At 49.1% G+C, this 22,738-nt stretch carries 18 protein-coding genes; 15 read left to right on the top strand and 3 right to left on the bottom strand.

Annotated features, from left to right (window positions below; all coding sequences use genetic code 11):
• Positions 1–33 precede the first annotated feature (33 nt).
• Complete coding sequence (locus tag ACZ50P_RS09235; RefSeq protein ID WP_464130740.1) at positions 34–663, bottom strand: hypothetical protein; 630 nt, start codon at positions 661–663, stop codon at positions 34–36.
• Positions 664–753: 90 nt separating this feature from the next.
• On the opposite strand from ACZ50P_RS09235, the gene miaB reads away from it, so the two are divergent.
• The 12 genes from miaB to ACZ50P_RS09175 all read left to right on the top strand — a co-directional run bounded on the left by miaB (position 754) and on the right by ACZ50P_RS09175 (position 18,571).
• Positions 754–2,115, top strand: coding sequence for a tRNA (N6-isopentenyl adenosine(37)-C2)-methylthiotransferase MiaB (miaB, locus tag ACZ50P_RS09230; RefSeq protein ID WP_464121306.1), 1,362 nt, complete (start codon positions 754–756; stop codon positions 2,113–2,115).
• A gap of 2 nt (positions 2,116–2,117) precedes the next feature.
• On the top strand, positions 2,118–2,675 hold the full coding sequence (locus ACZ50P_RS09225; protein WP_464130738.1) for a bifunctional nuclease family protein: 558 nt from the start codon (positions 2,118–2,120) through the stop codon (positions 2,673–2,675).
• Between the two features lie 19 nt (positions 2,676–2,694).
• Positions 2,695–4,935 (top strand): cation:proton antiporter domain-containing protein, encoded by a 2,241-nt coding sequence (locus ACZ50P_RS09220; RefSeq protein WP_464130737.1) that lies wholly within the window; start codon positions 2,695–2,697, stop codon positions 4,933–4,935.
• 57 nt (positions 4,936–4,992) lie between these two features.
• Positions 4,993–6,168, top strand: coding sequence for a patatin-like phospholipase family protein (locus ACZ50P_RS09215; protein ID WP_464130735.1), 1,176 nt, complete (start codon positions 4,993–4,995; stop codon positions 6,166–6,168).
• A gap of 51 nt (positions 6,169–6,219) precedes the next feature.
• Positions 6,220–6,729 (top strand): gamma carbonic anhydrase family protein, encoded by a 510-nt coding sequence (locus ACZ50P_RS09210; RefSeq protein WP_464130734.1) that lies wholly within the window; start codon positions 6,220–6,222, stop codon positions 6,727–6,729.
• Positions 6,730–6,806: 77 nt separating this feature from the next.
• Complete coding sequence (guaB, locus tag ACZ50P_RS09205; protein WP_464130732.1) at positions 6,807–8,270, top strand: IMP dehydrogenase; 1,464 nt, start codon at positions 6,807–6,809, stop codon at positions 8,268–8,270.
• A gap of 3 nt (positions 8,271–8,273) precedes the next feature.
• Positions 8,274–9,794, top strand: coding sequence for a glutamine-hydrolyzing GMP synthase (guaA, locus tag ACZ50P_RS09200; RefSeq protein WP_464130731.1), 1,521 nt, complete (start codon positions 8,274–8,276; stop codon positions 9,792–9,794).
• 199 nt (positions 9,795–9,993) lie between these two features.
• A complete protein-coding gene (locus tag ACZ50P_RS09195; protein WP_464130730.1) occupies positions 9,994–10,962 on the top strand; it encodes a hypothetical protein in 969 nt (322 codons plus the stop codon).
• Between the two features lie 71 nt (positions 10,963–11,033).
• Positions 11,034–14,573: a DNA polymerase III subunit alpha gene (gene dnaE, locus ACZ50P_RS09190; protein ID WP_464121297.1), complete on the top strand. Its 3,540-nt coding sequence runs from the start codon at positions 11,034–11,036 to the stop codon at positions 14,571–14,573.
• A gap of 2 nt (positions 14,574–14,575) precedes the next feature.
• Positions 14,576–15,751: a hypothetical protein gene (locus ACZ50P_RS09185; RefSeq protein WP_464130728.1), complete on the top strand. Its 1,176-nt coding sequence runs from the start codon at positions 14,576–14,578 to the stop codon at positions 15,749–15,751.
• 13 nt (positions 15,752–15,764) lie between these two features.
• Complete coding sequence (locus ACZ50P_RS09180; RefSeq protein ID WP_464130727.1) at positions 15,765–16,691, top strand: hypothetical protein; 927 nt, start codon at positions 15,765–15,767, stop codon at positions 16,689–16,691.
• A 212-nt stretch (positions 16,692–16,903) separates the two neighbouring features.
• Positions 16,904–18,571: a substrate-binding domain-containing protein gene (locus ACZ50P_RS09175; RefSeq protein WP_464130726.1), complete on the top strand. Its 1,668-nt coding sequence runs from the start codon at positions 16,904–16,906 to the stop codon at positions 18,569–18,571.
• A 95-nt stretch (positions 18,572–18,666) separates the two neighbouring features.
• Here the strand turns inward: ACZ50P_RS09175 and ACZ50P_RS09170 are convergent, their stop codons facing one another.
• Positions 18,667–19,227, bottom strand: coding sequence for a TetR/AcrR family transcriptional regulator (locus ACZ50P_RS09170; RefSeq protein ID WP_464130725.1), 561 nt, complete (start codon positions 19,225–19,227; stop codon positions 18,667–18,669).
• A gap of 83 nt (positions 19,228–19,310) precedes the next feature.
• On the opposite strand from ACZ50P_RS09170, the gene ACZ50P_RS09165 reads away from it, so the two are divergent.
• The 3 genes from ACZ50P_RS09165 (at position 19,311) to ACZ50P_RS09155 (ending at position 21,976) form a co-directional block, all read left to right on the top strand.
• Positions 19,311–20,594 carry an acetyl-CoA C-acetyltransferase gene (locus tag ACZ50P_RS09165; protein WP_464130723.1) on the top strand — a complete coding sequence of 428 codons (1,284 nt, stop codon included), beginning with the start codon at positions 19,311–19,313 and terminating at the stop codon, positions 20,592–20,594.
• Between the two features lie 3 nt (positions 20,595–20,597).
• Positions 20,598–21,425 (top strand): alpha/beta hydrolase, encoded by an 828-nt coding sequence (locus ACZ50P_RS09160; protein ID WP_464130722.1) that lies wholly within the window; start codon positions 20,598–20,600, stop codon positions 21,423–21,425.
• Between the two features lie 149 nt (positions 21,426–21,574).
• Positions 21,575–21,976 (top strand): hypothetical protein, encoded by a 402-nt coding sequence (locus tag ACZ50P_RS09155; protein WP_464130720.1) that lies wholly within the window; start codon positions 21,575–21,577, stop codon positions 21,974–21,976.
• A 37-nt stretch (positions 21,977–22,013) separates the two neighbouring features.
• Here the strand turns inward: ACZ50P_RS09155 and ACZ50P_RS09150 are convergent, their stop codons facing one another.
• On the bottom strand, positions 22,014–22,466 hold the full coding sequence (locus ACZ50P_RS09150; protein ID WP_464130719.1) for a hypothetical protein: 453 nt from the start codon (positions 22,464–22,466) through the stop codon (positions 22,014–22,016).
• Positions 22,467–22,738 lie beyond the last annotated feature (272 nt).

The raw sequence follows: 22,738 nt of genomic DNA, 5'->3' as shown, positions 1-22,738 counted from the left end.
ACTATTCTGTTCTGCGGAATTTTGGGAAGCTTTTTAGTGCAAAGACTTCTTCCCTTTTCCGCCAAACATTTTGGGGCCTTTGTCTTCCTCTGAGTCGTCCTCGCTCTCGGTTTCTGAGTCTTCGTCGGTGAAGTCATCTTCATCGCGAGGAGGAGAAAGCTCTTCGCTGTGTTCTGCGCGGCTTAAGGCATCTTCGTCCATTTCATTTTCGTCATCATGAAGCATTTCGTCTTCATTCAAACCTAAAAGTTTGTTGGCCTCGGCCTCCAAAGATGAATTTTCAGTTGAGAAGCGCAGATAGATTTTTTTGCCTTGAAAAGGAACTTCTTTCCAAGTGTAGGGGAAATCGACTTCGCCGTTGTTTTCAAGATACTCCATCATCATGCTGGCTGCGGCATCGACACAGTTGTGGATGCGTGTGATGGCGTCTTGCTGTTCCTGAGAATAGTTCATGGAAACTTCGAAGTTCGCCTGAGCCAAACGACCTTCTTCCAGATAGCCAACGCGTAGCGCTATTTCTTCCTGGTAAATGCGGCCTTCGATAAGAAGTTCGGCGTTGCCAAGATACTGGGCAAAGTTTTCTTTGAAAACTCCCAAAATCTGATCTGAGTACTCTTTAGGGAAGGCGGTCCATTTTTTTGAGCTTTTCAGTCTTGGGTTCATGAGCAGATCTCCATCGAACTTCATTTTTTGACATTTCTAAGACGCTCCTCTATAACTCAACTTTTTTGATGACACAAGAGGTAAGAACTCGTGGATAACATCACTCAAAATCCTGAAAGCGTTGAGAAAAATACGGACATCGGTATGGGCCGAGGTGTCTATATTTCCACTTACGGTTGTCAGATGAACGTGAATGACACGGAACGAATGTACGCCCTCTTGGAGATGCAGAACTTCGTTCCTGTGCGCGATCCGAAAGAGGCGTCGCTGATCATTATCAATTCCTGCAGTGTGCGTGAAAAGCCGGTGCACAAGGTCTATTCCGAGGTCGGCACTTACAAACACATGAAGCGTAAGAATCCGAATCTGAAAATCGGAGTCGGTGGCTGCGTGGGGCAGCAGGAAAAAGAGAATCTGATCAAGACTCAGCCCATGATCGACTTTGTCTTCGGAACCGATCAGATCGACAACCTTCCTCAACTGGTGGCGCAATCGTTCGCCGGCGAAAAGAAACTGGTCAACTCCCGCTTCCAGCACAGGACGCCTTATCATATTGAAACTCTGGTGCGAAATCCCGGTGTGGCGACCTATGTGAATATCACCAAAGGGTGTGACAACTTCTGCACTTTCTGTGTTGTACCCTATACGCGCGGACGTGAAAAGTCCCGCCCGGTTCAGCACATTCTGACCGACATTCGTCATCTGGTGAAGCGTGGTGTGAAAGAAGTCACGCTTCTCGGTCAGAATGTAAACTCTTATAAAGGTGAAGAGGGCGTTGATTTTGCGGATCTGCTGGCCTTGGTGGCCAAAGAAACCGACATTGAGCGCATTCGCTACACGACGTCTCATCCCAAGGACTTCAATCAGAAGTTGGTGGATGTGATGGCAGAGCATTCTGATAAGATCATGGAATACATCCATCTGCCATTCCAGGCGGGCAGTACCAAGGTGTTGGAGCGCATGAATCGCAACTACACCAGGGAAGAGTATCTGCAGCGGATTGCCATGATTAAAAAGGGTCTGCCAAATGTCTGCTTTTCGACCGATATCATCGTGGGTTTCCCTGGCGAAACGGAAGAGGATTTCCAAGACACTTTGAATATGGTGACGGAAGTCGGATTTGAAACGATCTTCGCTTTCGCCTATTCCCCACGTCCGTTCACAAAAGCGGCGAAGTTCGAGGATCAGGTGCCTGAAGACGTCAAAAACGAACGACTGAATCGTCTTTTTGATGTTCATGAGGCCATGGCCTTTGAGGCTGTGAAAAAGTACGAGGGCACCACTATGAAAGTTCTGGTGGAAAGTGTGGATCGGGATCACGGAAAAATTCAGGGACGCAGCACCAGCAATAAGCTTGTGCACTTCCTGGGGACGGCGGATTTGATCGGTAAAACGGTCGATGTGAAAATCACCAAAGCCTTCCCTGCGGTGTTTAGAGGAGAGATGGTTTAATCATGAAAGAAGTTTTGGATTTTGAGAATTTCAAAGCGCAAATCGTCTTTGCAAATGAGACTCAGGAAGAGGAAATCTTCCATCAAAATGAGCTGGTGCAACTTTTTCCTTACGGGCTTTCCGTGACCACAGATGCGACTCGCCCTTTTTTGCTTTTAAAGGACGAAGGGCATCAGTACACACTTCCGGTGGCGGTCAGTGCGATTGATGCAGGGGTTGCGTTGTCTCAAAGCAATCGTATGATTCTGGAATCATCCCCGCACAAGTTCACGGCGATGCTTTTGAATTCTTTGGGAATTGAAATCAAACAGGCTGTCTTTGTTGAAATTAAAGGAGCCCATCAGTATCTGCGTCTTTATATCAGCGGCCATCCGCAGATGAATTCGGTGAAGCTGCGTGCGGATGAGGCCATGTCGTTGTGCTTGTATCTGCAAGTGCCTCTATTTGCGACAAAAAGCTTTATCGGTCGTTCTCGTGTGATGAGTGCTGAGACTGAGGGCGCTGCACAAAAGTTGCAAAATTTTGGTCTGTTGGACAAAGGATCTGGATATTTGAACTAGTTTTTGTAATCATTGAGGCATGCATCATCTGCCTCATTTGATTACGGATCTTGGTTTTATCCTGATGATTGCAGCGTTGTCGACGCTGTTGTTTAAAAAGCTCGGCCAGCCTCAGGTTCTGGGCTATCTGATTGCGGGCTTTTTGGTTAGTCCCCATGTGCCCTTTCTTCCGACGGTTGTAGACAAGGCGAGTATTCAAGTCTGGTCAGAGATCGGCGTGATCTTTCTTTTGTTCAGTTTGGGTCTGGAGTTCAGCTTCAAGAAGCTTTTCAAGGTCGGGGGATCTGCGGCCTTCACGGCCGTCTTTGAAATTATCTTTATGATCGGCTTTGGTTATCTGGTCGGGCGCATGCTGGGCTGGAACAACATTGACAGTTTGTTCTTCGGAGCCATTCTGTCAATGTCCTCAACCACGATTATTGTCAGGGCCTTCCATGAATTGGGAATGAAAGGGCAGAAATTTGTAGAGCTGGTGTTCGGGATTTTGGTTGTTGAAGACATTGTTGCGATATTGCTTCTGGTGCTATTGGCGGCCATTGCCGGTTCTGGCGCGGTCTCCGGATCGGAGCTGGCCTTTTCAGGTCTGCGTCTTTTGTTCTATATCGCCTTGTGGTTTGTTGTCGGTATTTTCCTGATTCCGATCTTCTTAAGAAAGATACGTCGGCTTCTGGAAGAGGAAACCCTGCTTCTGGTGTCCATAGGTCTTTGCTTTATGATGGTGATTATTGCCGCGGGTGTGGGGTTTTCACCGGCCCTGGGAGCTTTTGTGATGGGATCCCTGCTGGCTGAAACCCCCGAAGGTCATAAAATGGAGCATGTCCTGACTCCGGTGAAAAATCTTTTTGCCGCCATCTTCTTTGTGTCCGTGGGCATGATGATTGACCCCAAGATCCTGATTGAGCGTTGGGATTTGGTGATCCTTGTGACCTTGGTGACGATTGTCGGTAAGTTCATCAGCACCTTCCTGGGGGCGATACTTTCCGGACAAAGCCGAAAGAAGTCTTTCCAGGCGGGGATGAGTCTGGCGCAGATCGGAGAATTTTCATTTATCATAGCGTCTTTGGGCGTGACGCTGAAAGTGACCAGCGACTTTCTTTATCCTTTGGCGATCGCCGTTTCGGCGGTGACCACGTTCACAACACCTTACCTGACAAAAGTGGCGGAACCCGTGTATCGCTGGGTTGAGGCTCGGCTTCCCGAGGGGATTAAAAATATGCTGGACCGTTATCAGGCTTCTTTCAATCGGGAAGGTTCCAACGGTGTGGGCTCTTTGATTCTGAAAACCTATGGCATCAAGATTCTGCTAAATACCGTTATGGTCATTGCCATTCTGGGGGCGTACAAAGCCTTGCTGAACGCAGAGGTTCAACGTTACATGGAGCAAAGTCCCTGGGCTGGCGGCATTTCATTGTTCATCTGCTTGGTCTTGATGGCTCCTTTCTTCTGGGGCTTGGTGATGGGAGGACCTGCTTTAAAAGCGCAGCGCGAATTTGAAGAGCTGGAAAAGCTGCGAGGTCTTCAATTTGGAATTTTTGTAGGGCGTATTGTTCTGGCATTGTTGCTATTAAATGCTGTCGTCATTCAGTTTGTGACTTTGAAGATGGCTTTGGGGCTGATCGTGGCAGTGATTGCGATTGCTGCGCTGGCCGGACAGTTCTGGGTTCGCCGTTTGTATCAGTTTATTGAAAAAAACTTCCTCAAGAATCTGACTGAAAAAGAGAGGAAAGAACTGATTTCTTCCGACGTGGCGAAACATTTTCTTCCTTGGGATGCGAGCTTGGGAAGTTACGATCTTTCAGCAGAGTCGGTGCTGGTGGGTCAGAATCTGCGCAGTCTTTCATTCAAAGAAAAGTACGGTGTGAATGTGGCAGCAGTGTATCGTGGTTCCAAGCGTTATTTTGCGCCAGATGGCGAGTTTGTCCTTTGGCCCTATGATAAGTTGATTTGTTTTGGCAGTGAAGAAGAGCTGCAAAGTTTCCATATGTTCCTTGAGCAGGAAAAGGCGGCGCAGATTCTGAATCCCGAAGCAGTCACGCGGCAGGAAGATTATCGTTTGTCGTCCTTTGTGGTGAATGAGACTTCCAAGTGCAAAGATAAAACTATTCGCGACAGCGGGATTCGAGAGGCCTACCACGGCATGGTCGTGGGGATTGAGCGAGGTCCGCAGCGGATTTTGGGCCCGCGGGCCAGTTTTGTATTACAAGAGGGGGATCTGATATGGCTGGTCTCTGACAAAAAGCAAAGTCAGGTGACAGTTTAAAACTCTTTTCATTGCTTCAGGCCTCTTCCGCTACCTAAAATTTTAGCAGGAGGGGCTATGCCGACCCTGGGCCTTGTTTTATCTGGTGGTGGTGCCCGTGGGGCTTATCAGGCCGGTGTTATTGCGGCGATAGCCCATATCTGCTCGCGCCAGAAAATTGAAAATCCTTTTCAAATTTATTCCGGAGTCAGTGCCGGGGCTATCAACGTGGCCTTGCTAGCGGCACAAGCTTCCAACTTTGTTCCCAGCAGTAAAAATTTGGTCAACCTCTGGAGTAAAATCGACAGTGACAATGTTTTCTACGCCGATTTGATGGCGCTGTCCCGCGGGGGCTTGCAGTGGATGACGGAACTTTCTCTGGGAAGTCGGGGCAAAGATGGCATGGCCTTGAGATCGCTGCTGAGCACTCATCCATTGAGTACCTTTCTGACGGAAGCCTGCAAGTTTCAGGAAATTCAGAAAAAGATCAATGCGGGACAACTGCAAGCGGTGTCAGTGTCAGCATTGGATTATGAGAGTATCGCCACGGTGACATTTTTTCAGGGGCAATCTGATTTGCCGACCTGGGAGCGTGGAATGCATCGAAGTGAAAAGGCGATTTTGGGGGTGGAACATGTCATGGCCTCCTCGGCTATTCCACTGCTGTTTCCTCCTATTCAGATTCAGGGGCGTTACTATGGCGACGGCTGTATTCGCAATCAGTCGCCTTGTGGTCCGGCCATTTATCTTGGGGCCGAGCGGGTGATTGCCATCGGTGTGCGTCGTCGGCAGGATACGTTCTACAGTTATCACAATAAAGGCGACTCGGAGGTTCCTACGGTGGCTCGCGTGGCTAATGTTTTAATGAACGCGGTGATGATGGATGGGCTGGAGTCCGATATTCAAAGAATCAATCAGGTTAATGACAGCTTGAGTGCTTTGTCTGAGGAAGAAAAGGCTCGGGTTGCTATGCGTAAAGTCGATGCTTTGTGGATTGCGCCCTCAGTTGATTTTTCGGAATTGGCAAAAAAAAGGGAAAATGAGCTGCCACGAATCATTCGTTATATTTTGCGGGGGCCGGGATCTTTGGATGAGTCCAGTGAGATGTTCAGCTATCTTATGTTTACGCCCCAATACTGCCGTCAATTGATCGAAATCGGGTTTTCAGACGGAATGAAAGAACAAGATCGGATCACGGAGTTCCTGACGCAGAATAACCAGGAATCTGTCAGGAAACCGTCAAGATCCGCATAGTACAGGTTGCCTCCTGAGACTTAAGACTTTAGCCTTAAAGTTGAGGTGTCTATGAGTGAATTAGTACGTGCCCGTGGCAAATCCCCGGTTATTGCTGAAAGAGTTTTTATTGCTGATAACGCCCGAATCATCAGTGATGTGGAAATTGGTGAAGGGTCCTCCATTTGGTACAATGTGGTGGTTCGTGGTGATGTGATGCCTATCCGAATTGGCAGAGAGGTCAATGTTCAGGATGGCAGCGTCTTGCATGGTACCTATGGGAAATGGGGAACAACGCTTCATGATCGTGTGACGATTGGGCATCTGGTGATGTTGCATGGTTGCGAGATTGGTCGAGGCACCCTGGTGGGAATGGGTTCCATTGTGATGGATGGCTGTAAAGTCGGCGAACATTGTTTGATTGGTGCCGGAACGTTGTTGGTCGAAGGCACTGAAATTCCGCCACGCAGTCTGGTCGTGGGGCGACCCGGAAAAGTGAAAAGGTCTCTGACGGATGAAGAAGTGGCGTTGCTGGAAAAATCAGCCGATAACTACCTTCTCTACAAGACCTGGTACGAATAAATTATTGTCCCGGTTTTTCTTGAACTGAAGGGGATTTCCGCACAAAATAACAAAAACCTGCCTCTAGGAGCTTTGTTATGGATCGTGAAGTCCCTTACGCATTGACGTTCGACGATATTCTTCTTCTTCCCCAATATTCTGAGATCACCCCCACGGATGTGGTGCCTCGCTCGCTGTTTGCTCGCGGAAAGTACCTGAATACGCCCATTATTTCTGCGGCGATGGATACGGTGACAGAAAACCGCATTGCGCGTGTGATGGCTCAGCACGGTGGCCTGGGGATTATTCATAAAAATATGGACATCGAAAAGCAGGCCTTGGAAGTCGAGAAGGTTAAAAAGTACGAAAGTGGAATGATCATGGATCCGATCACACTGGGGCCTGATCACCTTGTCGAAGAAGCCGTGGCATTGATGGAGAAGTATTCCATCAGCGGTGTTCCGGTGACGGTGAACGGCGAGTTGGTGGGGATTTTGACCAATCGCGATCTGCGCTTTGAGGAAAACTTTAATCAGCCCATTCGTAATCTGATGACTAAAGAAAATCTGGTCACAGCGAAAATGGGAACCACGTTGGATGAAGCAAAAAAGATCCTGCAAAAACACCGCATCGAAAAATTGCCGGTGGTGGACTCCAAAGGAAAGCTCAAAGGACTGATTACGATCAAGGATATTGAAAAAGCCAAGAATTATCCACAGGCGACCAAGGACGAGCACGGACGTCTGTTCGTCGGCGCCGCAGTGGGCGTGGGGGCGGATTCTCGCGACCGCGTGGAGGCTTTGGTGGCCGCCGACGTGGATGTGTTGTGTGTGGATACAGCGCATGGACATTCTAAAAACGTGATTGAGATGGTGAAATATATTTCTCAAAAGCACAAAGACGTGATTGTTGTCGCTGGTAATGTGGTGACCGCCGAAGGGACTCAGGCCCTGCTGGATGCTGGTGCGGAAGTCGTGAAGGTCGGTGTCGGCCCGGGAAGTATCTGTACAACCCGCGTGGTGGCCGGAGTCGGTATGCCGCAGATCTCTGCGGTGATCGAGTGCGCCAAGGTGGCGCGCGCTCGTGGTAAAACCATTATCGCAGACGGAGGCATCAAGTTCTCGGGTGATATCACCAAAGCCCTGGCCTTGGGGGCTAATTCAGTGATGATCGGAAATCTTCTGGCCGGGGCGGAGGAATCTCCGGGAGAGACCATCTTGTTCCAGGGGCGAACTTATAAGGTTTATCGCGGCATGGGCAGTTTGGGTGCCATGTCCAAAGGCTCCAAAGATCGTTATGGTCAGATGGATGTGGAAGAAAATGACAAGCTTGTCCCGGAGGGCATTGAGGGCAAAGTGGCTTACAAGGGTTCCGCTTCCGGTGTGATCCATCAGCTTGTTGGTGGTTTGAAGTCCGGTATGGGATATGTGGGCGCACGCAATATCGATGAACTGCAAAGCAAGGCGAAGTTTGTGCAGATCTCTGCCATGGGGCTGCGCGAGTCTCACGTTCACGATGTCAGTATCACCAAAGAAGCTCCTAACTACAGAAGTGAGTCGTAAGTTATGCGTGGTTTTGTTATTCTTGATTTCGGTTCCCAGTTCACACAGCTCATCGCCCGCCGCTTGCGCGAACTGGGTTTTTATTCAGAAATTCATTCTTTCGAATATCCTACGGCAGAGATTCGCAAAAAAAATCCCTATGGAATCATCCTTAGCGGTGGTCCGAACTCGGTTTATGAAAAAGGTTCTCCGCAAAGAGACGTCGCAGAGCTTCGTAACATAAGTCCTGTGATGGGTGTTTGTTATGGGATGCAGCTTTTGACTCATCAGTTGGGTGGAAAAGTCACGAAGGCGGATCATCGTGAGTACGGCTTGAATTATGTAACATGGTCCAGTCCGGTTCCAGGGGTTCCGCAAAAACAAAAAGTTTGGATGAGCCACGGCGACGTGGTTGAGAAGGTTCCGGAAGGTTTTTCGATCATTGGTATGTCAGACGGTCATCATCCTGCGGCGATGCAGGGGCCAGGTGTTCTGGCTGTGCAATTCCATCCTGAAGTGGCGCACACGGATCATGGTTTGGATCTTCTGAAATATTTTGCCTCAGGCATGTGTCAGGCTCCAGCCGACTGGGATGCACCTCATATTAAAGATATATTGATCAAGGAAGTTCAGGAAAAAGTGGGTCCGACAGATCATGTTCTGGTGGGCTTAAGTGGTGGGGTGGATTCCACCGTGGTGGCGACACTGCTGACCAAGGCTTTGGGGGCAGAGCGGGTTCATTGTGTGTTCGTTGATAATGGATTGCTTCGAAAAAATGAATTTGAAAGTGTCTTGGAATCCTATCGCGGCATCGGTTTGAATGTGAAGGGCGTGGATGCCTCGGAAGAGTTTTTGTCTGAGTTAAAAGGCAAGGAGGATCCGGAGGACAAACGCAAGACCATCGGTCGTGTTTTTATCGAGGTTTTTGATAAGAGCTACGATCACAGTTTGCCGATCAAGTGGCTGGCCCAGGGGACGCTGTATCCGGACGTGATTGAAAGTGTGTCTTCGATCGGCGGCAGTGTGACGATTAAATCGCATCACAACGTAGGTGGTCTGCCAGAGAAGATGAAGCTTGGTTTGGTCGAGCCGGTGCGTGAACTGTTTAAGGATGAGGTGCGTGCGCTGGGGGCGCAGTTGGGTTTGCCTCAGGAAATGTTGTGGCGTCACCCCTTCCCGGGACCTGGCTTGGCCATTCGAGTGTTGGGTGAGGTCACGAAAGAGAAATTGAAAATTCTTAAAGAGGCGGATGAAGTTTATATTTCAGAGCTTCGTCGGCGCGGTCTTTATGAGAAAATTTGGCAGGCTTTCTGTGTGCTCTTGCCGGTAAAGACCGTGGGTGTTCAAGGGGACTCCAGGACCTATGATCACGTGCTGGCGTTGCGTGCTGTGACCTCCAGCGATGGTATGACCGCCGACTGGTATCCCTTTGAATTCCAGTTTTTGCGTGAGGTGTCCAATCTGATCACCAACAAAGTCAAAGGTGTCAACCGCGTCGTCTACGACATCACCAGTAAACCCCCCGGCACCATCGAGTGGGAATAATCCAAGGTACCTGCTCACTTTTGCAGAAGCAGCAAGTCATCATGCTGCCTTATTGAGGTTTGATTCCTATTAGACTTTTCAAGGTCCGCGAATCGGCCCTTGACGCCAAGCTTCTGCAAAAGTGAGCAGGTACCTTTTATGTTTTTAATGATGTTTCTGTAACTGCTTTTGTTGGTGGGGCTTTGTTAGCCTCGATGAAATGAAAACAAAAGCACTTCAGAAATTTTCTAAAGGTATTACATTATTGATCGTTCTTTCCTGTGTGGCGGCCTTGGCTGCTGCCGGGCAGATTCTTTTTGAAAGTTCGGGGATTTCTAGTTTTAAGTTAAAACAGACTGAAGAGGGAATGCGGGTTATTCAGCGGGCCTCGCAGGACTATCAGACCTACCGTCGTTATACGGAAGAGGGCGGGGATGAACTGTTCCTTGTTTCCAGTGCAAAGACTTCAGAGCAGTACCTGGATGCAGAGGGCATTTCGGGCAGTATTTCCTGGAGTGTGCGCAAGGGGGATCGCTTGCAGCAGGTGCTCTGGGGGAAAACAGAAACTGTGACGGAACTCACCGTGCATGACAGTTATCCTGTATTGGTGTCAGGGCAGGTGGGATGTTGTGCGGAAATGACGGGGTATCGACTGTTTAATCTGGAAACAGGTCGTTTGCTTATGTCGTTCAATGATTTCAACTATCGCCAGAAAGTAACTCAGCCTTTCTCTTTGGAAGTTCCTAACTCGCCTCTGGCGATTCGGTTTATCGGTGTGATTTCTCAAGACAGCACGCGCGATCGTGACTTTGTTGATCCGGTGGCAGGTAAACAAGCCACGTTGTTGATCAAATATGCCAATGAAATGCTTCGTCAGAAAATCCAGGTGGATATGGAAGTTCAAGAAGGTTATGCGCCCAGTGTATTAGAGGTTCGCTTGGAAAAGGATCCGACAGCTCCTAACAGTGATAAGATCGAATTCCGTGAAGATCAGGCGACCTTGTGGAATGTCGACGGAACAACCCTTCCCAATCATATTTCCGGAGTGCTTCTTAAAGTCGTCTTGGATGCGGGTCTAGGTCAGAAAGTCATCAAAATTCCAGTAAAAAACGACAGATTGGATCTGAATTCGGCCCAAATTCCTGAGGGAGTTTCTATTCATCCCATCGTGCAGCTCCGAACAATGTAACGCAGTGTGAAAGTTGCACTGGAATACCCCCTTTTATTGAATCAAAAAGGGGGCTAAGATATGAAATTGTCATGTCTTTTGTTCATTTACACGTCCATTCAGAATACTCCCTTTTGGAAGCCGCCTGCCGGGTTAAAGCCATTGCTAAAAAAGCAGCTGCGATGCAGATGCCGGCCGTGGCTCTTACTGACAACGGCAATATGTTCGGTGCTGTTGAATTTTTCTTTGCCTGCAAGGACAACAACGTAAAACCGATTCTGGGGCTGGATGCCTATATTGCTCCCGGATCACGTTTAGAGAAAAAGCAAGATCGTGATCAAGTCAGTTCCGGTCCAAGGCGATTGGTGCTGTTGGCGCAAAATAACGAAGGCTATCGCAATCTGTGCAAACTTTCCTCGATAGGTTATCAGGAGGGTTTTTACTGGAAGCCGCGTATCGATTACGAGGTTATTCAGCAGTACAATGAAAACCTGATCTGCCTGACAGGGGGGTTGCGGGGGGAAGTGGCGGAAGCCTTCTTGCGGGAAGGTCCTGATGCGGCCTTGGCAAAAATTCGTCAGTTGAAGGAGATTTTCAACGACCGCCTGTATTTGGAAATGTGTCGCACCGGAGTTTCCGAGTGGGATCGCATTAATCCCTTCCTGCTGGAGGCTTCCAAGATCGTGGGTGTGCCAGTAGTGGCGTCCAATGACGTTCATTACATGACCCAGGATGATCAGATGGCTCAGGAAGTATTGATCTGCATTGGATCAAATAAAACCCTGAGTGATGAGTCCCGCTTCCGTTTGGGGACGGATGAGTTCTATCTGAAAAAGCCTGAGCAAATGCAGGAGCTTTTTGCTGATATCCCCGAGGCCATTTCCAATACTTTGGAAATTGCTGAACGCTGTGATGTAAAATTCAAATTGAAAGACGATCAAGGCAAGCCGATCTATCACCTGCCAACGTTCCCGACGGAAGATGGTTTGTCGCTGAAAGAGGATATTGCCCGCAAGGCAAAGGCCGGATTGTTGGTGCGTTTTGAAGAGGCGGCTGCGCGCGGTGAAGCGGTGCCAGAGGATAAAAAGCCTGAGTACGACAAACGCCTTGAGTACGAACTGGGCATCATCGATCGTATGGGCTTTAATGGTTACTTCCTGATCGTTCAAGACTTCATTAACTGGGCCAAGTCCAATGATATCCCGGTGGGCCCGGGACGGGGATCGGGTGCAGGGTCTTTGGTTGCCTATGTTTTGCGTATCACCGATTTGGATCCAATTCCGAACTTCCTTCTTTTTGAGCGTTTCCTGAATCCGGAACGTATCTCGATGCCCGACTTCGATATCGACTTCTGTCAGGATCGTCGTCAGGAAGTGATTCAGTATGTAACCCGCAAGTATGGTCAGGAATCCGTATCGCAGATCATCACTTATGGAAAATTGCAGGCCCGTGCCGCCATCAAGGACGTGGGCCGAGTTCTGGGAATGACGTTCCCGGAAGTTGATGCCGTGACAAAGTTGATTCCGGAAAAACTCGGCATCAACCTGAAAGAGGCCATGGAAATGGAGCCTCGTATCGGTGAAATGATGGAGATGAATCCGACCGTCAACACGCTGATGGATCTGGCGCAAAGAGTGGAAGGGATGGTTCGCCATGCCGGTATCCACGCCGCGGGGGTTATCATCGCCGATGGACAACTGGTTCGTCATGCTCCGCTTTACAAGGGTGCTGATGGCGAGCAGGTTGTTCAGTACGACATGAAGCACGCCGAAAAAATCGGTTTGATCAAGTTCGACTTCCTGGGGTTGAAGACCCTGACTCATATCAATCACGCCTTGAAACTGATTGTGAAAAATCGCGGCAAAAAAATACTGTCGCAGATGATTCCGATGAATGATCCGGCCACCTTTGAAATGATGTCCCGCGGGGACACCGCCGGGGTGTTCCAGTTTGAGGGTGAGGGCATCACCGATGCCACCCGTAAAATCAGACCTTCTTCATTTGCCGATATCACCGCGATCACATCTTTGTATCGTCCGGGTCCAATGGCGAACATTCCGGACTTTACCGATCGTAAGCACGGAAAAGCCCCGGTGGAATACCTGCTGGAAGACACCCGTGAGGTTCTGTCCGAGACCTACGGGATCATGGTCTATCAGGAACAGGTTATGGGTATCGCCTCTCGCATTGCCGGGTATTCCCTGGGTGAAGCGGATATGCTTCGTCGTGCGATGGGTAAGAAGATCAAAGAGGAAATGGACAAGCACCGTGAACGCTTCATGCAAGGGGCGATCGAACGCGGGCATGACAAACAGCGCTCGAACGATCTGTTTGATTTGATGTATAAGTTTGCCGACTACGGATTCAATAAATCCCACGCGGCCGCTTATTCAGTTGTTACCTTGCAAACGGCCTGGTTGAAGTGTCACTATCCGGCAGAGTTTTTCGCGGCTCTTCTGAGTACCGAACTTTCCGATACAGATAAAATCGTAAAGTACTCCAAGGATGCGACCAAGCGCGGTTTGATCGTGCGTTCACCCAGCGTGAATTATTCTGACTATCTTTTCGACGTTCATGGTGATGAAATTTATTTCGGCCTGGGGGCGATTAAGGGAGTCGGTCAGAATGCGGTGGAGGCTATTATCGAGGCCCGCAACAATCTGCCGGATAAGAAGTTCACTTCTTTGGATGAGTTCTTTAATTCCATCGATACTCGTCGTGTGAATAAGAAAGTGATTGAGTGTCTGATCAAGGCCGGAGCTTTTGATGGTTTCGGGGCTCATCGTGCTCAGTTGATGGCCGGTTATCAGAAGTATCTGGACCGCGCGATTGGCTTGCAAAAAGATCGCGAGATGGGTCAATCTTCCCTATTTGATCTGGGGCCTTCCACCGAGACTAAAGTGACTCTGGAGGATGTGAAGCCCTGGGCTCGTACCGCGTCTTTGACCTATGAAAAAGAGGTCCTGGGCTTTTACCTCAGTGATCACCCGTTGAAGGGTTTTGACACTCTTTCAGAGCTTTGGACGACATGCAAAGTGATCGACCTGCCGGCACAGATGCCAGCCCCGGGAAGTCCGGAGGCGGAAGCGCTGAAGGCGGCCAAAAAAGACTGGAAAAACCGGGACGCTGGAAAGAAGCGTGTGGTTGTGGCGGGGCTGATCACGGAGCTTCGTGAGTTGATTACGAAAAAAGGAACACGTATGGCTTTCGGCAAGGTCGAGGATCTGACCGGAAGCTGCGAGTTGGTGATTTTCCCGGATTCTTACGCTCGTTTTGAGGCGCAGCTTCGCGATGAACGACCTGTTCTGGTGGGCGGTGGTCTGGAAGTAGAGGAAGGGGCCGCTAAAATCATGGTCGATACCGTGTCCCCGTTGGAAGATATTCTTAAAAAAACCAAGCGAATGGTTTTAAGATTGGATAAGATAGATCCTGATGACTATCCTCGATTGCAGTCTTTGATGAAGGAGTTCCCCGGAACAACTTCAGTCAGCCTGGAAATCGAGATGGCCGAGCTCAATCGCCGTGTTTTGATGGAGATGGAGGAAGCTCAAGGGATCAATGTGAACAATGAATTCTTTGAAGGCGTTCATTCTCTGTTTGGAAGAACTGACTTTATTGAATTGAGGAGCTAGGAATGCGTTTAGCAAGTGTAGTGGCAGCAGCAGGTATGATCTTCGCTTTGGGCTTCGGCGCAAAGGCACAGCAAACGGAACTGATCGACAGAACTTACTCAGGGGTGTCCAAGGAAACCAACCCTCAGGTCGCCAAAAAGGTGATCCAGGATGAGGCTTTTCAGAAGGTCTCTGAGGAAATTATTCAGGAACTCATCGGCAGCGATCGATTTCTTAAAAACAAATCCCTGATTCAGAGCAAGATTATCAGAAACTCTGCCCGATATATTCCCTTCACCAAACCGTCAGCAATGACCCAGGCCGGTGAGGAATTTAAAATGTCTGTGGCGATGAAGGTGTCGCTGAAAGACCTGAAGCAGATGCTTCAGGACAATTCCCTGTTGAATGAAAACGATGCGGCTCCGGTGGTGCTTCCAATGATCAGCTGGCAGGATCGGGTCGAGGGGCGCAGCTACCGCTGGTGGTTGTCCCTGGATAAAAATCCGGCGGGCTTCCTTTTGAAGGAAGGCCGCTTGTTGGAAGAGGCTTTGCGCGGAGCTTTCCAGAAAAATAATTTTTACCTGATTAAGCCTCAGGAGGCAGGGCTTGCGGCCAATGTGCCTGCAGACTTTCAGAATGAAAAGGTCGGTGGTGAAGACGCACAGTTCTTTGCTCAGTTTTTCAATGCACCGGTGATTGTCGATGGGCAAGTGAATTTGACGAAGGGAGAGACTAAGAACTATCGCATTGAACTTCGTCTGACCGCGATTCAGGTCAGCAATGGTCGTGCTATCGCGGACGTGTCCCGTCGCTTTGATACGGATGGTGGTTCTTTTGAAAGTGCCGTGGATAAAAAGCTGCGTGAGGTTTTGGAAGGCACTGCCAATGATCTTGCTGCACAAGTGATGGAAGCCTGGCAGCGGGGCTCGGTTGGCACCTCTGTGATTCGCCTGACGATCAAAGGGCGTCAGGCGCTTCCAGTCTGGGAAGGGGTTAAGGAAAAGATCCGTTCTCAATTGACTCAAGTGAAAAACATCCGTGAACGCCTGGTCAGTGCGGACTCTGTCAGCTTTGAGGTGGATACATCGGTTCCGGCGGCAGAATTGATTGGGAAGCTGGAAGCCCTGGATCTGGACGGCAAAAAGCTGTCTCGTGTTTCTGAAGGGCAAAATGAAATTGTTTTGAAGTGGGCACAGTAAAAAGGAGTTGGCTGTGAAGAATTTCCTGTTGGCAGTTGTAGTACTTTGTTTGGGGGCCTGTACGACTTTTGATCGCACCAACCCGACTTTGCGACGTGAAATCAAGGATGTGAATTATGAAGCTCGTCGTGATGATTCTGCGCCTCGCAAGCGAATCATGGTGCTGCCTTTTTTGGATGCCGGGGATAAAAGACCCCAGGAGCTTCGCGATCAGGCCCGCAGTGCCTTTATCGCAGATCTGAATCGCACAGGCGAAGTGATCGCCCTGGACAGTCGTGAATTGAAGGTGGATCTGGCCAAGAACATTCAAAATGGTCAGTACAAGCTTCAAGAGATCGCCAAAGAAGCCCAGGCTTTGGGGGTCAGCACGGTCCTGGAGGGAAAGATCATTGATATTCGAATCAAGCGCAAAGCGGACAACGTCGGTGTGGTCCGTCACCTGACCACGGCTTTTGAAGTGGTTGCGCAGGTTCGAGTTGTCACGGGACGTGCCGGGCGCGAAGTATTCAACACGATCAAGACCGTCACCGTTGAAGAACAAGGTGTGCGTGTCGGCGAGCGTGTGGAGACAGACAAGTTCCTGGCCAACAATCCCGAGATGATTACCGTGATTGTGAAGGATGCTTTTTTGGACTTCACCCCTCAGGTGCTGGCTTCCCTGGATAAGGTCACTTGGGAAGGTCGTATTGCTGCTATCAACGGGGACCGCATTTATCTGAATGTTGGCAGAGTTTCCGGAATTCAGGTCGGGGATCTGTTGAAAGTGACCGAGGATGGTGATGACATCTATGACCCTGAAAGCGGGGGGCATATTGGTCGCGTGCCCGGACGACTGAAGGGGACTTTGGAAGTGATCAGTTATTTTGGAAATGATGGGGCTATTGCCGTGATTCACTCAGGCTCAGGCTTCCGCGAAAATGACCGTGTTGAATTATACTAGATTGTTTTGTTCCTAAGTATATCCTGGAGTGTGACGGAGCACCGACGAAATATTAACAGATAGTAATCATGGATTGCCTGTTTGGAGTCGGTGCCGTACTCGGGTACAATCCCTGCGTGGGACTATTTCTATTTATTTTTTGTACTGCATTTTTTTTCTTTCAATCCTCAGTTGCTGAAACTAATTGGAATGTTCCGGTCTTGTACTGGAGTATGAAGATCGAGGGCCAGATGGCCATGCGCAAGGGCTTTGAAGAGGAGATTCACAAGTTCAACTCTTCAGGTGCTGACAAGATCAATCTGCAAAGTTATGTGGCCGGAGAAGGGCGACGTGGTGTTCTGAACCAGATTCAGCAGATGGATGAAGCCCTCAAAGGAAACCCTCATGTAATTGTGATTCAACCCACCGACAATTCGGCCTTGGCGCGGGGGCTGCAGCAGGCCAACACGAAGGGCATTCCGATCATTGCCTATGATCAGTACATCGTAAATGGGAATCTGGCCTCGTTTCTTTCCAGTGATAATTATCAGGGGGGACGGGACAATGGGGACTATGTCGACAGTTTTTTTGAAAAAGGAAAAACCATCCGGATTGTGGTGTTTGAGTATCCGCGGGTCTCTTCCACAATGGATCGAGTCGATGGGTTCTTTGACTCTTTAAGATCGCGCGATCGTAACTTCAAGGTTCTTAAAAGATACGAGGCGGTGGATCCCGGTTCCGGCGAGGCAGCGGCGAAAGAGTTCCTGAAAGACTTTCCGGATAAAGGAAGTGTGGATTTGATTGTGACGGTCAATGACGGTGGCGGCCTTTCCATCGTCAAATCCCTTTGGGACAAGAAAAGGACTGAGATCAAACATGCGACCTTTGACGGTGATCCGGCTTCTGTGGAGAACATAAAGAACAAACGTCTGACCATCATCGATTCCGCGCAGTTTTGCGCCGAATTGGGACGGGAAACTGCGCGGGCCTTGATTTCCTACCTTAAGAAGAAACGTGTGGCACCCAAGGTGCTGGTGCCGACCTATCCGGTCACGGCGCAAAGTCTAAAAGATTATCCCGGGTGGATGGGGCGACCGACTCCAGCGCCCAAGGCGCCCCCGGCGATCCTTAAACCCGCCACCACCACCAGTAAGGTTGTTGAGAGTCCCCGTTCCTCGAATCGTTTGATCGTTAAAATCGGCGCGGCTCCGCTTTGCCCGTATCTTTGCGAAAAAGGTCCGGGTGTTTGGGGTGGCTATATTTATGATATTTTGAAAGAGGTCTCGTTAGAGCAGGGATTCATTCTGCAAATAGAGAGCATCTCTAACACCCGGGCGGTGGCAAGTCTTCAGGCACGAAAGTTTAACTATGTTATCGTTCCGGCCTATCTTGTTCGCTATCTGCCGGATATCCGGATCGTGGGACCGTCTTTAGGGATGAGCTACCTGGGGGCGCTTGTTCCCAACGCATTTAAAGAATCCCTGATTGATGTGGATGAGCTTGTTTCGCGCAAGGTCGTCTATGCCGATGTTGGCAGCGGCGAAGGACCGGAGTTTTTGTCTGAAAGCCGCTCCAGTAAAGTGATCAAGCTGACAGGATCGGATGTTGTCGATCGTATGGTAAAGATGCTGACTGATCGAAGGGTTGATATGGCTTTGGGAGATTATAATCTTCTGAGTTATTCCATGGGTCGCAAGTCGGGTGTCAGTTTGAAGTTGGTACCTACTTCGGTGGCGGGATTTAGTTCGTTGGTAATGGTAAGTGTTCCCAAGGAGCCTGAATTTGGCTCTGTGCCTCAGCATTTGAACAACTGGTTTATGCGTGCTCGGAGTTCTGGCGAGCTTGAAAAGATCCTGGGACGTTACAGTCTGAAGGACTGGCACCTTTTGTCTCACGATTAGTTTTTGTGAATTTCGGAGATCGATTCAGATGTTTCCGCCTCCAGTTATATCACGATGTAAAGCGTGCATGGTCTGTCGATTCGCTCCGAGTGATGCTAAGTCGCTGTTATACTCTTTAACAGGTTCTTGCAAAGATCTTTGAAGACTTTTGGATCATTGCGCAGGCGAGCCATCAGTAATCCGCCTTGAATACTGGACAGGAATAGTTCTGCGGTGGCTTCAATATCCAGATCTTTGCGCAAGGATTTCTGTTCAAGTCCTTCTTTAAATGTTCTGATCAGCCAGGCACGTTGTCCCAGGTGAAATTCCAAAATCTTTTTCTTAAGTGGTTTGGACAGGCTGTTAAAGTCGGCAGTTAGAACTCCCACGGGGCATATTTTGTGTTCGTCCGACGCAATTTTGTTAAACATGACAAACAGCAATTCAAGTTTTTCAAGCGCAGGCAAAGAAGCGTTCTTGCGCGCCCAGTTTTCGTAGTGCGTGCGATAGTCCTCAATCAATGCCATGCCCAGGTCTTCTTTTGATGCAAAATAGTAATGAAGACTCGCTTTACGAATGCCCAGAGCGTCAGCTACCGTTTGAAAGCTAAACCCATTGAATCCAAGGGTTTGCAGGTAGTGACGAGCCAAGTCCAGGGCGCGTGTTCGTGTATCCATTCTCAGTCCTTGCTTTGTTTATCACTCTGACCTATTATCTACCTATCGGTAGGTAGGTAGCAAGAAAAAAAGGAAAGGTAGATATGACTCGCAATAAGACACTTCGACCCGTGGCAATTCTGGCCGGATCTCGCACCCCTTTTACAAAGTCCTTTACGAATTATTCCCGCACTTCGAATCGGGAGCTTATGACCGCTACGCTGAAGAATTTGGTTGATAAAACCAATCTGCGCGGGGCTCGTCTGGGGGATGTGGCTCTCGGGGCGGTGATGAAAAATGCTTCGGACTGGAATCTGTCGCGCGAATCCCTGCTGGGGGCCGGGCTGGACCCTCACACTCCGGGATATGATGTGCAGCGAGCTTGTGGGACCGGACTGGAAACAGCCGCACACATTGCTTTAAAAATTGCGGCAGGTCAGATTGAAAGTGGTATTGCTGGTGGTACGGACACCAACAGTGACATTGCGGGCGTCTTGCCGCATGAATTTTCCTGGATCATGATGGAAGCGCAAAAGGAAAAATCACTGTCTGCGCGCTTGAAGAAATTTTCTGAATTAAAGCTGAGCTATTTAAAACCCCGATTTCCCAATGTGCAGGAGCCGCGCACAGGGTTATCCATGGGACAGCATTGTGAAATGATGGTCAAAGACTGGATGATCAGTCGCGAGGCGCAGGATGAGTTGGCATATCACAGTCATCAGAACGCGGCGAAGGCTTACGAGTCTGGATTCTATAAGGACCTGGTGTTTGAATTCAAAGGTCTTGATAAAGACACCTTTGTGCGGGCTGATACCACAATGGAGAAGCTGGCTAAACTCAAACCCGCTTTCGATTTCAGCGGGACTGGGACGCTGACAGCCGGAAACAGCACGCCTTTGACTGATGGAGCCTCTGCCGTGCTTTTGGGTAGCGAAGACTTTGCAAAGAAGCATGATCTTCCGGTATTGGCCTATCTGGTGGATGCTGAATATGCGGCGGTGGACTACGTAAATGGTGAAGGTTTACTGATGGCGCCAGCTCATGCGGTTGCGCGCATGTTACGCCGAAACAATCTGAAGCTTCAGGATTTTGATTTCTATGAAATTCACGAGGCTTTTGCAGGTCAGGTCTTATGCACTTTGAAAGCATGGGAATCTGATGATTACTGCCGTAAGTTGGGTGAAGAAAAGGCTCTGGGTTCAATTGATCGCACCAAGATGAATGTCAAAGGCGGAAGTCTTGCTTTGGGACATCCATTTGCCGCCACTGGTGGAAGAATTCTGGCAAGTCTTGCGAAGATGTTGGCAGAAAAAGGCTCTGGCCGTGGTTTGATTTCCATCTGTACTGCAGGCGGGATGGGTGTGACGGCGATCGTAGAAAGACCGTGATTTATGAAGATGTCCCTCAGGCAGAAAATGTGGATCGGCTCGTGGCGGTATCTTTCCTGGATGCTGCCACGGCAGACGGCTTTGTGGGCAGAGGAATTATTCTTAACTCCGACCCGGGTGCCGCGTCCTTCTTCTGAAGAAGGGTTTTATCAGACTTCAGAGAAAACGACATTACCTGGTGGAATCGCTGCTTATTCCTGGGGATCGATGAATCGCCCGGTGGTTCTGCTGGTGCATGGTTGGAGCGGACGGGGAACACAGATGGGCGCCTTTGCCCAACCTTTGGTTGAGAAAGGTTTCCGCGTGGTTGCTGTGGACGGCCCGGCGCATGGGTCCTCGGACGGCTTAAGAACCAATGTGGGTGATTATGCCCGTTTTATGATTGAGGTGCAAAGAGCGCTGGGGCCGTTAAAGGCCGTGGTGGCCCATTCATTTGGTGCGGGCTGTTCGGTGCTGGCAGTTCAGCGCGGTATGAAGGCTGAAAAGCTGGTGCTAGTGGCAGGGCCGTCGCATTACGAACTGGTTGTAAAAAACTATCTTCGATCGATCGGCATAAGTTCATTGGCGCAGAAGCACTTCTTGCGCAGTCTTGAGCTGAAGGTTGGTATGCCAGCTTCAGCTATGAATGTGGGGCGTCTTGGAAAAGACCTGAGTGTTCCGGCGTTGATCGTGCATGATGAAGGTGACAAGGAAGTTCGATTTAAAGCGGCGCTTGAAATCCACGAAGCGTGGCCTGGCACCGAACTTTTGGTCACTCAAGGTTTGGGGCACCGGCGGATTCTGAAGGATGACAGGGTGACTCAGAAAGTGGCTGATTTTATATCGCGATAGGAGTGTGCGTTTCCGGGTTGTTGAGTTTGTTTACAAGTCGGAAGTTCTTACATGCACTTCATTTATTAAATTCAAATAATTCGAATAAATTGTTGGCCTTGGTTTATTGTGGTCAAGTTTTATCCTTTTTAAATAAAACGGAGACTGCGATGATTAAAAATATACTAATACTTGTTGTGATGAGTTTTTTGTCCATTACCGCGAATGCCCAAAGCAAGACTCTGATCTGTCGCATGGGTGATATTGCTGATATGGATATTAAGGTTGAGTCCTTGGATAAGAATCATGAAAAACTATCCGTTATCGTTTATGCGATGGATGGTGAAACTTCGACGACTTATGTGAACTCTCATTTTGCTGACGGACTTTTGTCAAAGAAATTAGCCGCTGGTCAGCTGGATGCGATCGTGTCTGTCAGTGATCTGCAGGCTGTATTTGGTGGCGCTTATCTGAATGCGGGCCGCCTGACGATGAACTACAACACGCTGGAAGGTCACTACGACGTTGTGTTTGCCGCGCAGAATGTGGTGTTTCAGGCTTCCTGTAAATAGACTTATCGAAGTCTAACTTTTCAGTGGGCTTGGTCGCTCAGCGTGAGCTGCCAGGCTTGTATTGTAAAGTCACCTCATAGATCTGCTTTTTTGCAGGATTCATTTCTGCTTCCAGAGACTTTCGGTGCATTTGGATAAGCATATCCTTGATCTGCTCCAGATCTTTTCGATCCAATGAAAAGTGAAGACTCAATGCCTCACGTCCCCCCGGAGCTGTGGAATGTGGGCGCAGTTTTTGCGTCGCAGGTCCTGTTGCACTCTCGATAAACAGTCTACGCTGTTCAGAGGTGAGTCCCAATTTATCACACGCAGTCAGGCAGGCTTTAGCAGGCAGACGTCGTTTCCCTTCAAGAATATGTGATAGAGAGCCCGAATTCATTCCGAGCATTTTGGCGTAGGCCCGCAGGGAATACTGTGGGTTTCGCTTTCTTCGTTCAGCAAGTTCTTTTTGCAGAATTTGGAGATAAAAGGGGTTGCGGGTGACAGACATAACATCAAGTTAACAAGGAGCATGGGAAAGTCAAATTGCCTCACGCCCATTTCTGTTCTTCGGTTGTGACATCAGAAATATGATCATGAATTTTTCTTTCAAAAGTGAAGCGGACTGAAGTGCTGCGCGAATTGTGAGAATGCAGCACTTTATTCAGAGGTGTTCCACACATTTTCCTTATGAATCGGGGGTGGAGAAAACTGCCGTGGCAAATTACCAACAATTTTTAGAAATCGTTTTCACGCGAGTATAAACACAGAATGCGAGTTAAC

The sequence above is a fragment of the Bdellovibrio sp. CKG001 genome, from assembly GCF_055397465.1.
Note: the sequence above shows the minus strand (reverse complement) of the source record. Positions and strands in the feature narration are given on the sequence as shown.

Bases quoted from the DNA above. Each gene is read 5' to 3' on its own strand.
- ACZ50P_RS09235 (WP_464130740.1), bottom strand. From the start codon at position 663: ATGAACCCAAGACTGAAAAGCTCAAAAAAATGGACCGCCTTCCCTAAA.
- ACZ50P_RS09225 (WP_464130738.1), top strand. From the start codon at position 2,118: ATGAAAGAAGTTTTGGATTTTGAGAATTTCAAAGCGCAAATCGTCTTT.
- ACZ50P_RS09220 (WP_464130737.1), top strand. From the start codon at position 2,695: ATGCATCATCTGCCTCATTTGATTACGGATCTTGGTTTTATCCTGATG.
- ACZ50P_RS09215 (WP_464130735.1), top strand. From the start codon at position 4,993: ATGCCGACCCTGGGCCTTGTTTTATCTGGTGGTGGTGCCCGTGGGGCT.
- ACZ50P_RS09210 (WP_464130734.1), top strand. From the start codon at position 6,220: ATGAGTGAATTAGTACGTGCCCGTGGCAAATCCCCGGTTATTGCTGAA.
- guaB (WP_464130732.1), top strand. From the start codon at position 6,807: ATGGATCGTGAAGTCCCTTACGCATTGACGTTCGACGATATTCTTCTT.
- guaA (WP_464130731.1), top strand. From the start codon at position 8,274: ATGCGTGGTTTTGTTATTCTTGATTTCGGTTCCCAGTTCACACAGCTC.
- ACZ50P_RS09195 (WP_464130730.1), top strand. From the start codon at position 9,994: ATGAAAACAAAAGCACTTCAGAAATTTTCTAAAGGTATTACATTATTG.
- dnaE (WP_464121297.1), top strand. From the start codon at position 11,034: ATGTCTTTTGTTCATTTACACGTCCATTCAGAATACTCCCTTTTGGAA.
- ACZ50P_RS09185 (WP_464130728.1), top strand. From the start codon at position 14,576: ATGCGTTTAGCAAGTGTAGTGGCAGCAGCAGGTATGATCTTCGCTTTG.
- ACZ50P_RS09175 (WP_464130726.1), top strand. From the start codon at position 16,904: ATGAAGATCGAGGGCCAGATGGCCATGCGCAAGGGCTTTGAAGAGGAG.
- ACZ50P_RS09170 (WP_464130725.1), bottom strand. From the start codon at position 19,227: ATGGATACACGAACACGCGCCCTGGACTTGGCTCGTCACTACCTGCAA.
- ACZ50P_RS09165 (WP_464130723.1), top strand. From the start codon at position 19,311: ATGACTCGCAATAAGACACTTCGACCCGTGGCAATTCTGGCCGGATCT.
- ACZ50P_RS09160 (WP_464130722.1), top strand. From the start codon at position 20,598: ATGAAGATGTCCCTCAGGCAGAAAATGTGGATCGGCTCGTGGCGGTAT.
- ACZ50P_RS09155 (WP_464130720.1), top strand. From the start codon at position 21,575: ATGATTAAAAATATACTAATACTTGTTGTGATGAGTTTTTTGTCCATT.
- ACZ50P_RS09150 (WP_464130719.1), bottom strand. From the start codon at position 22,466: ATGTCTGTCACCCGCAACCCCTTTTATCTCCAAATTCTGCAAAAAGAA.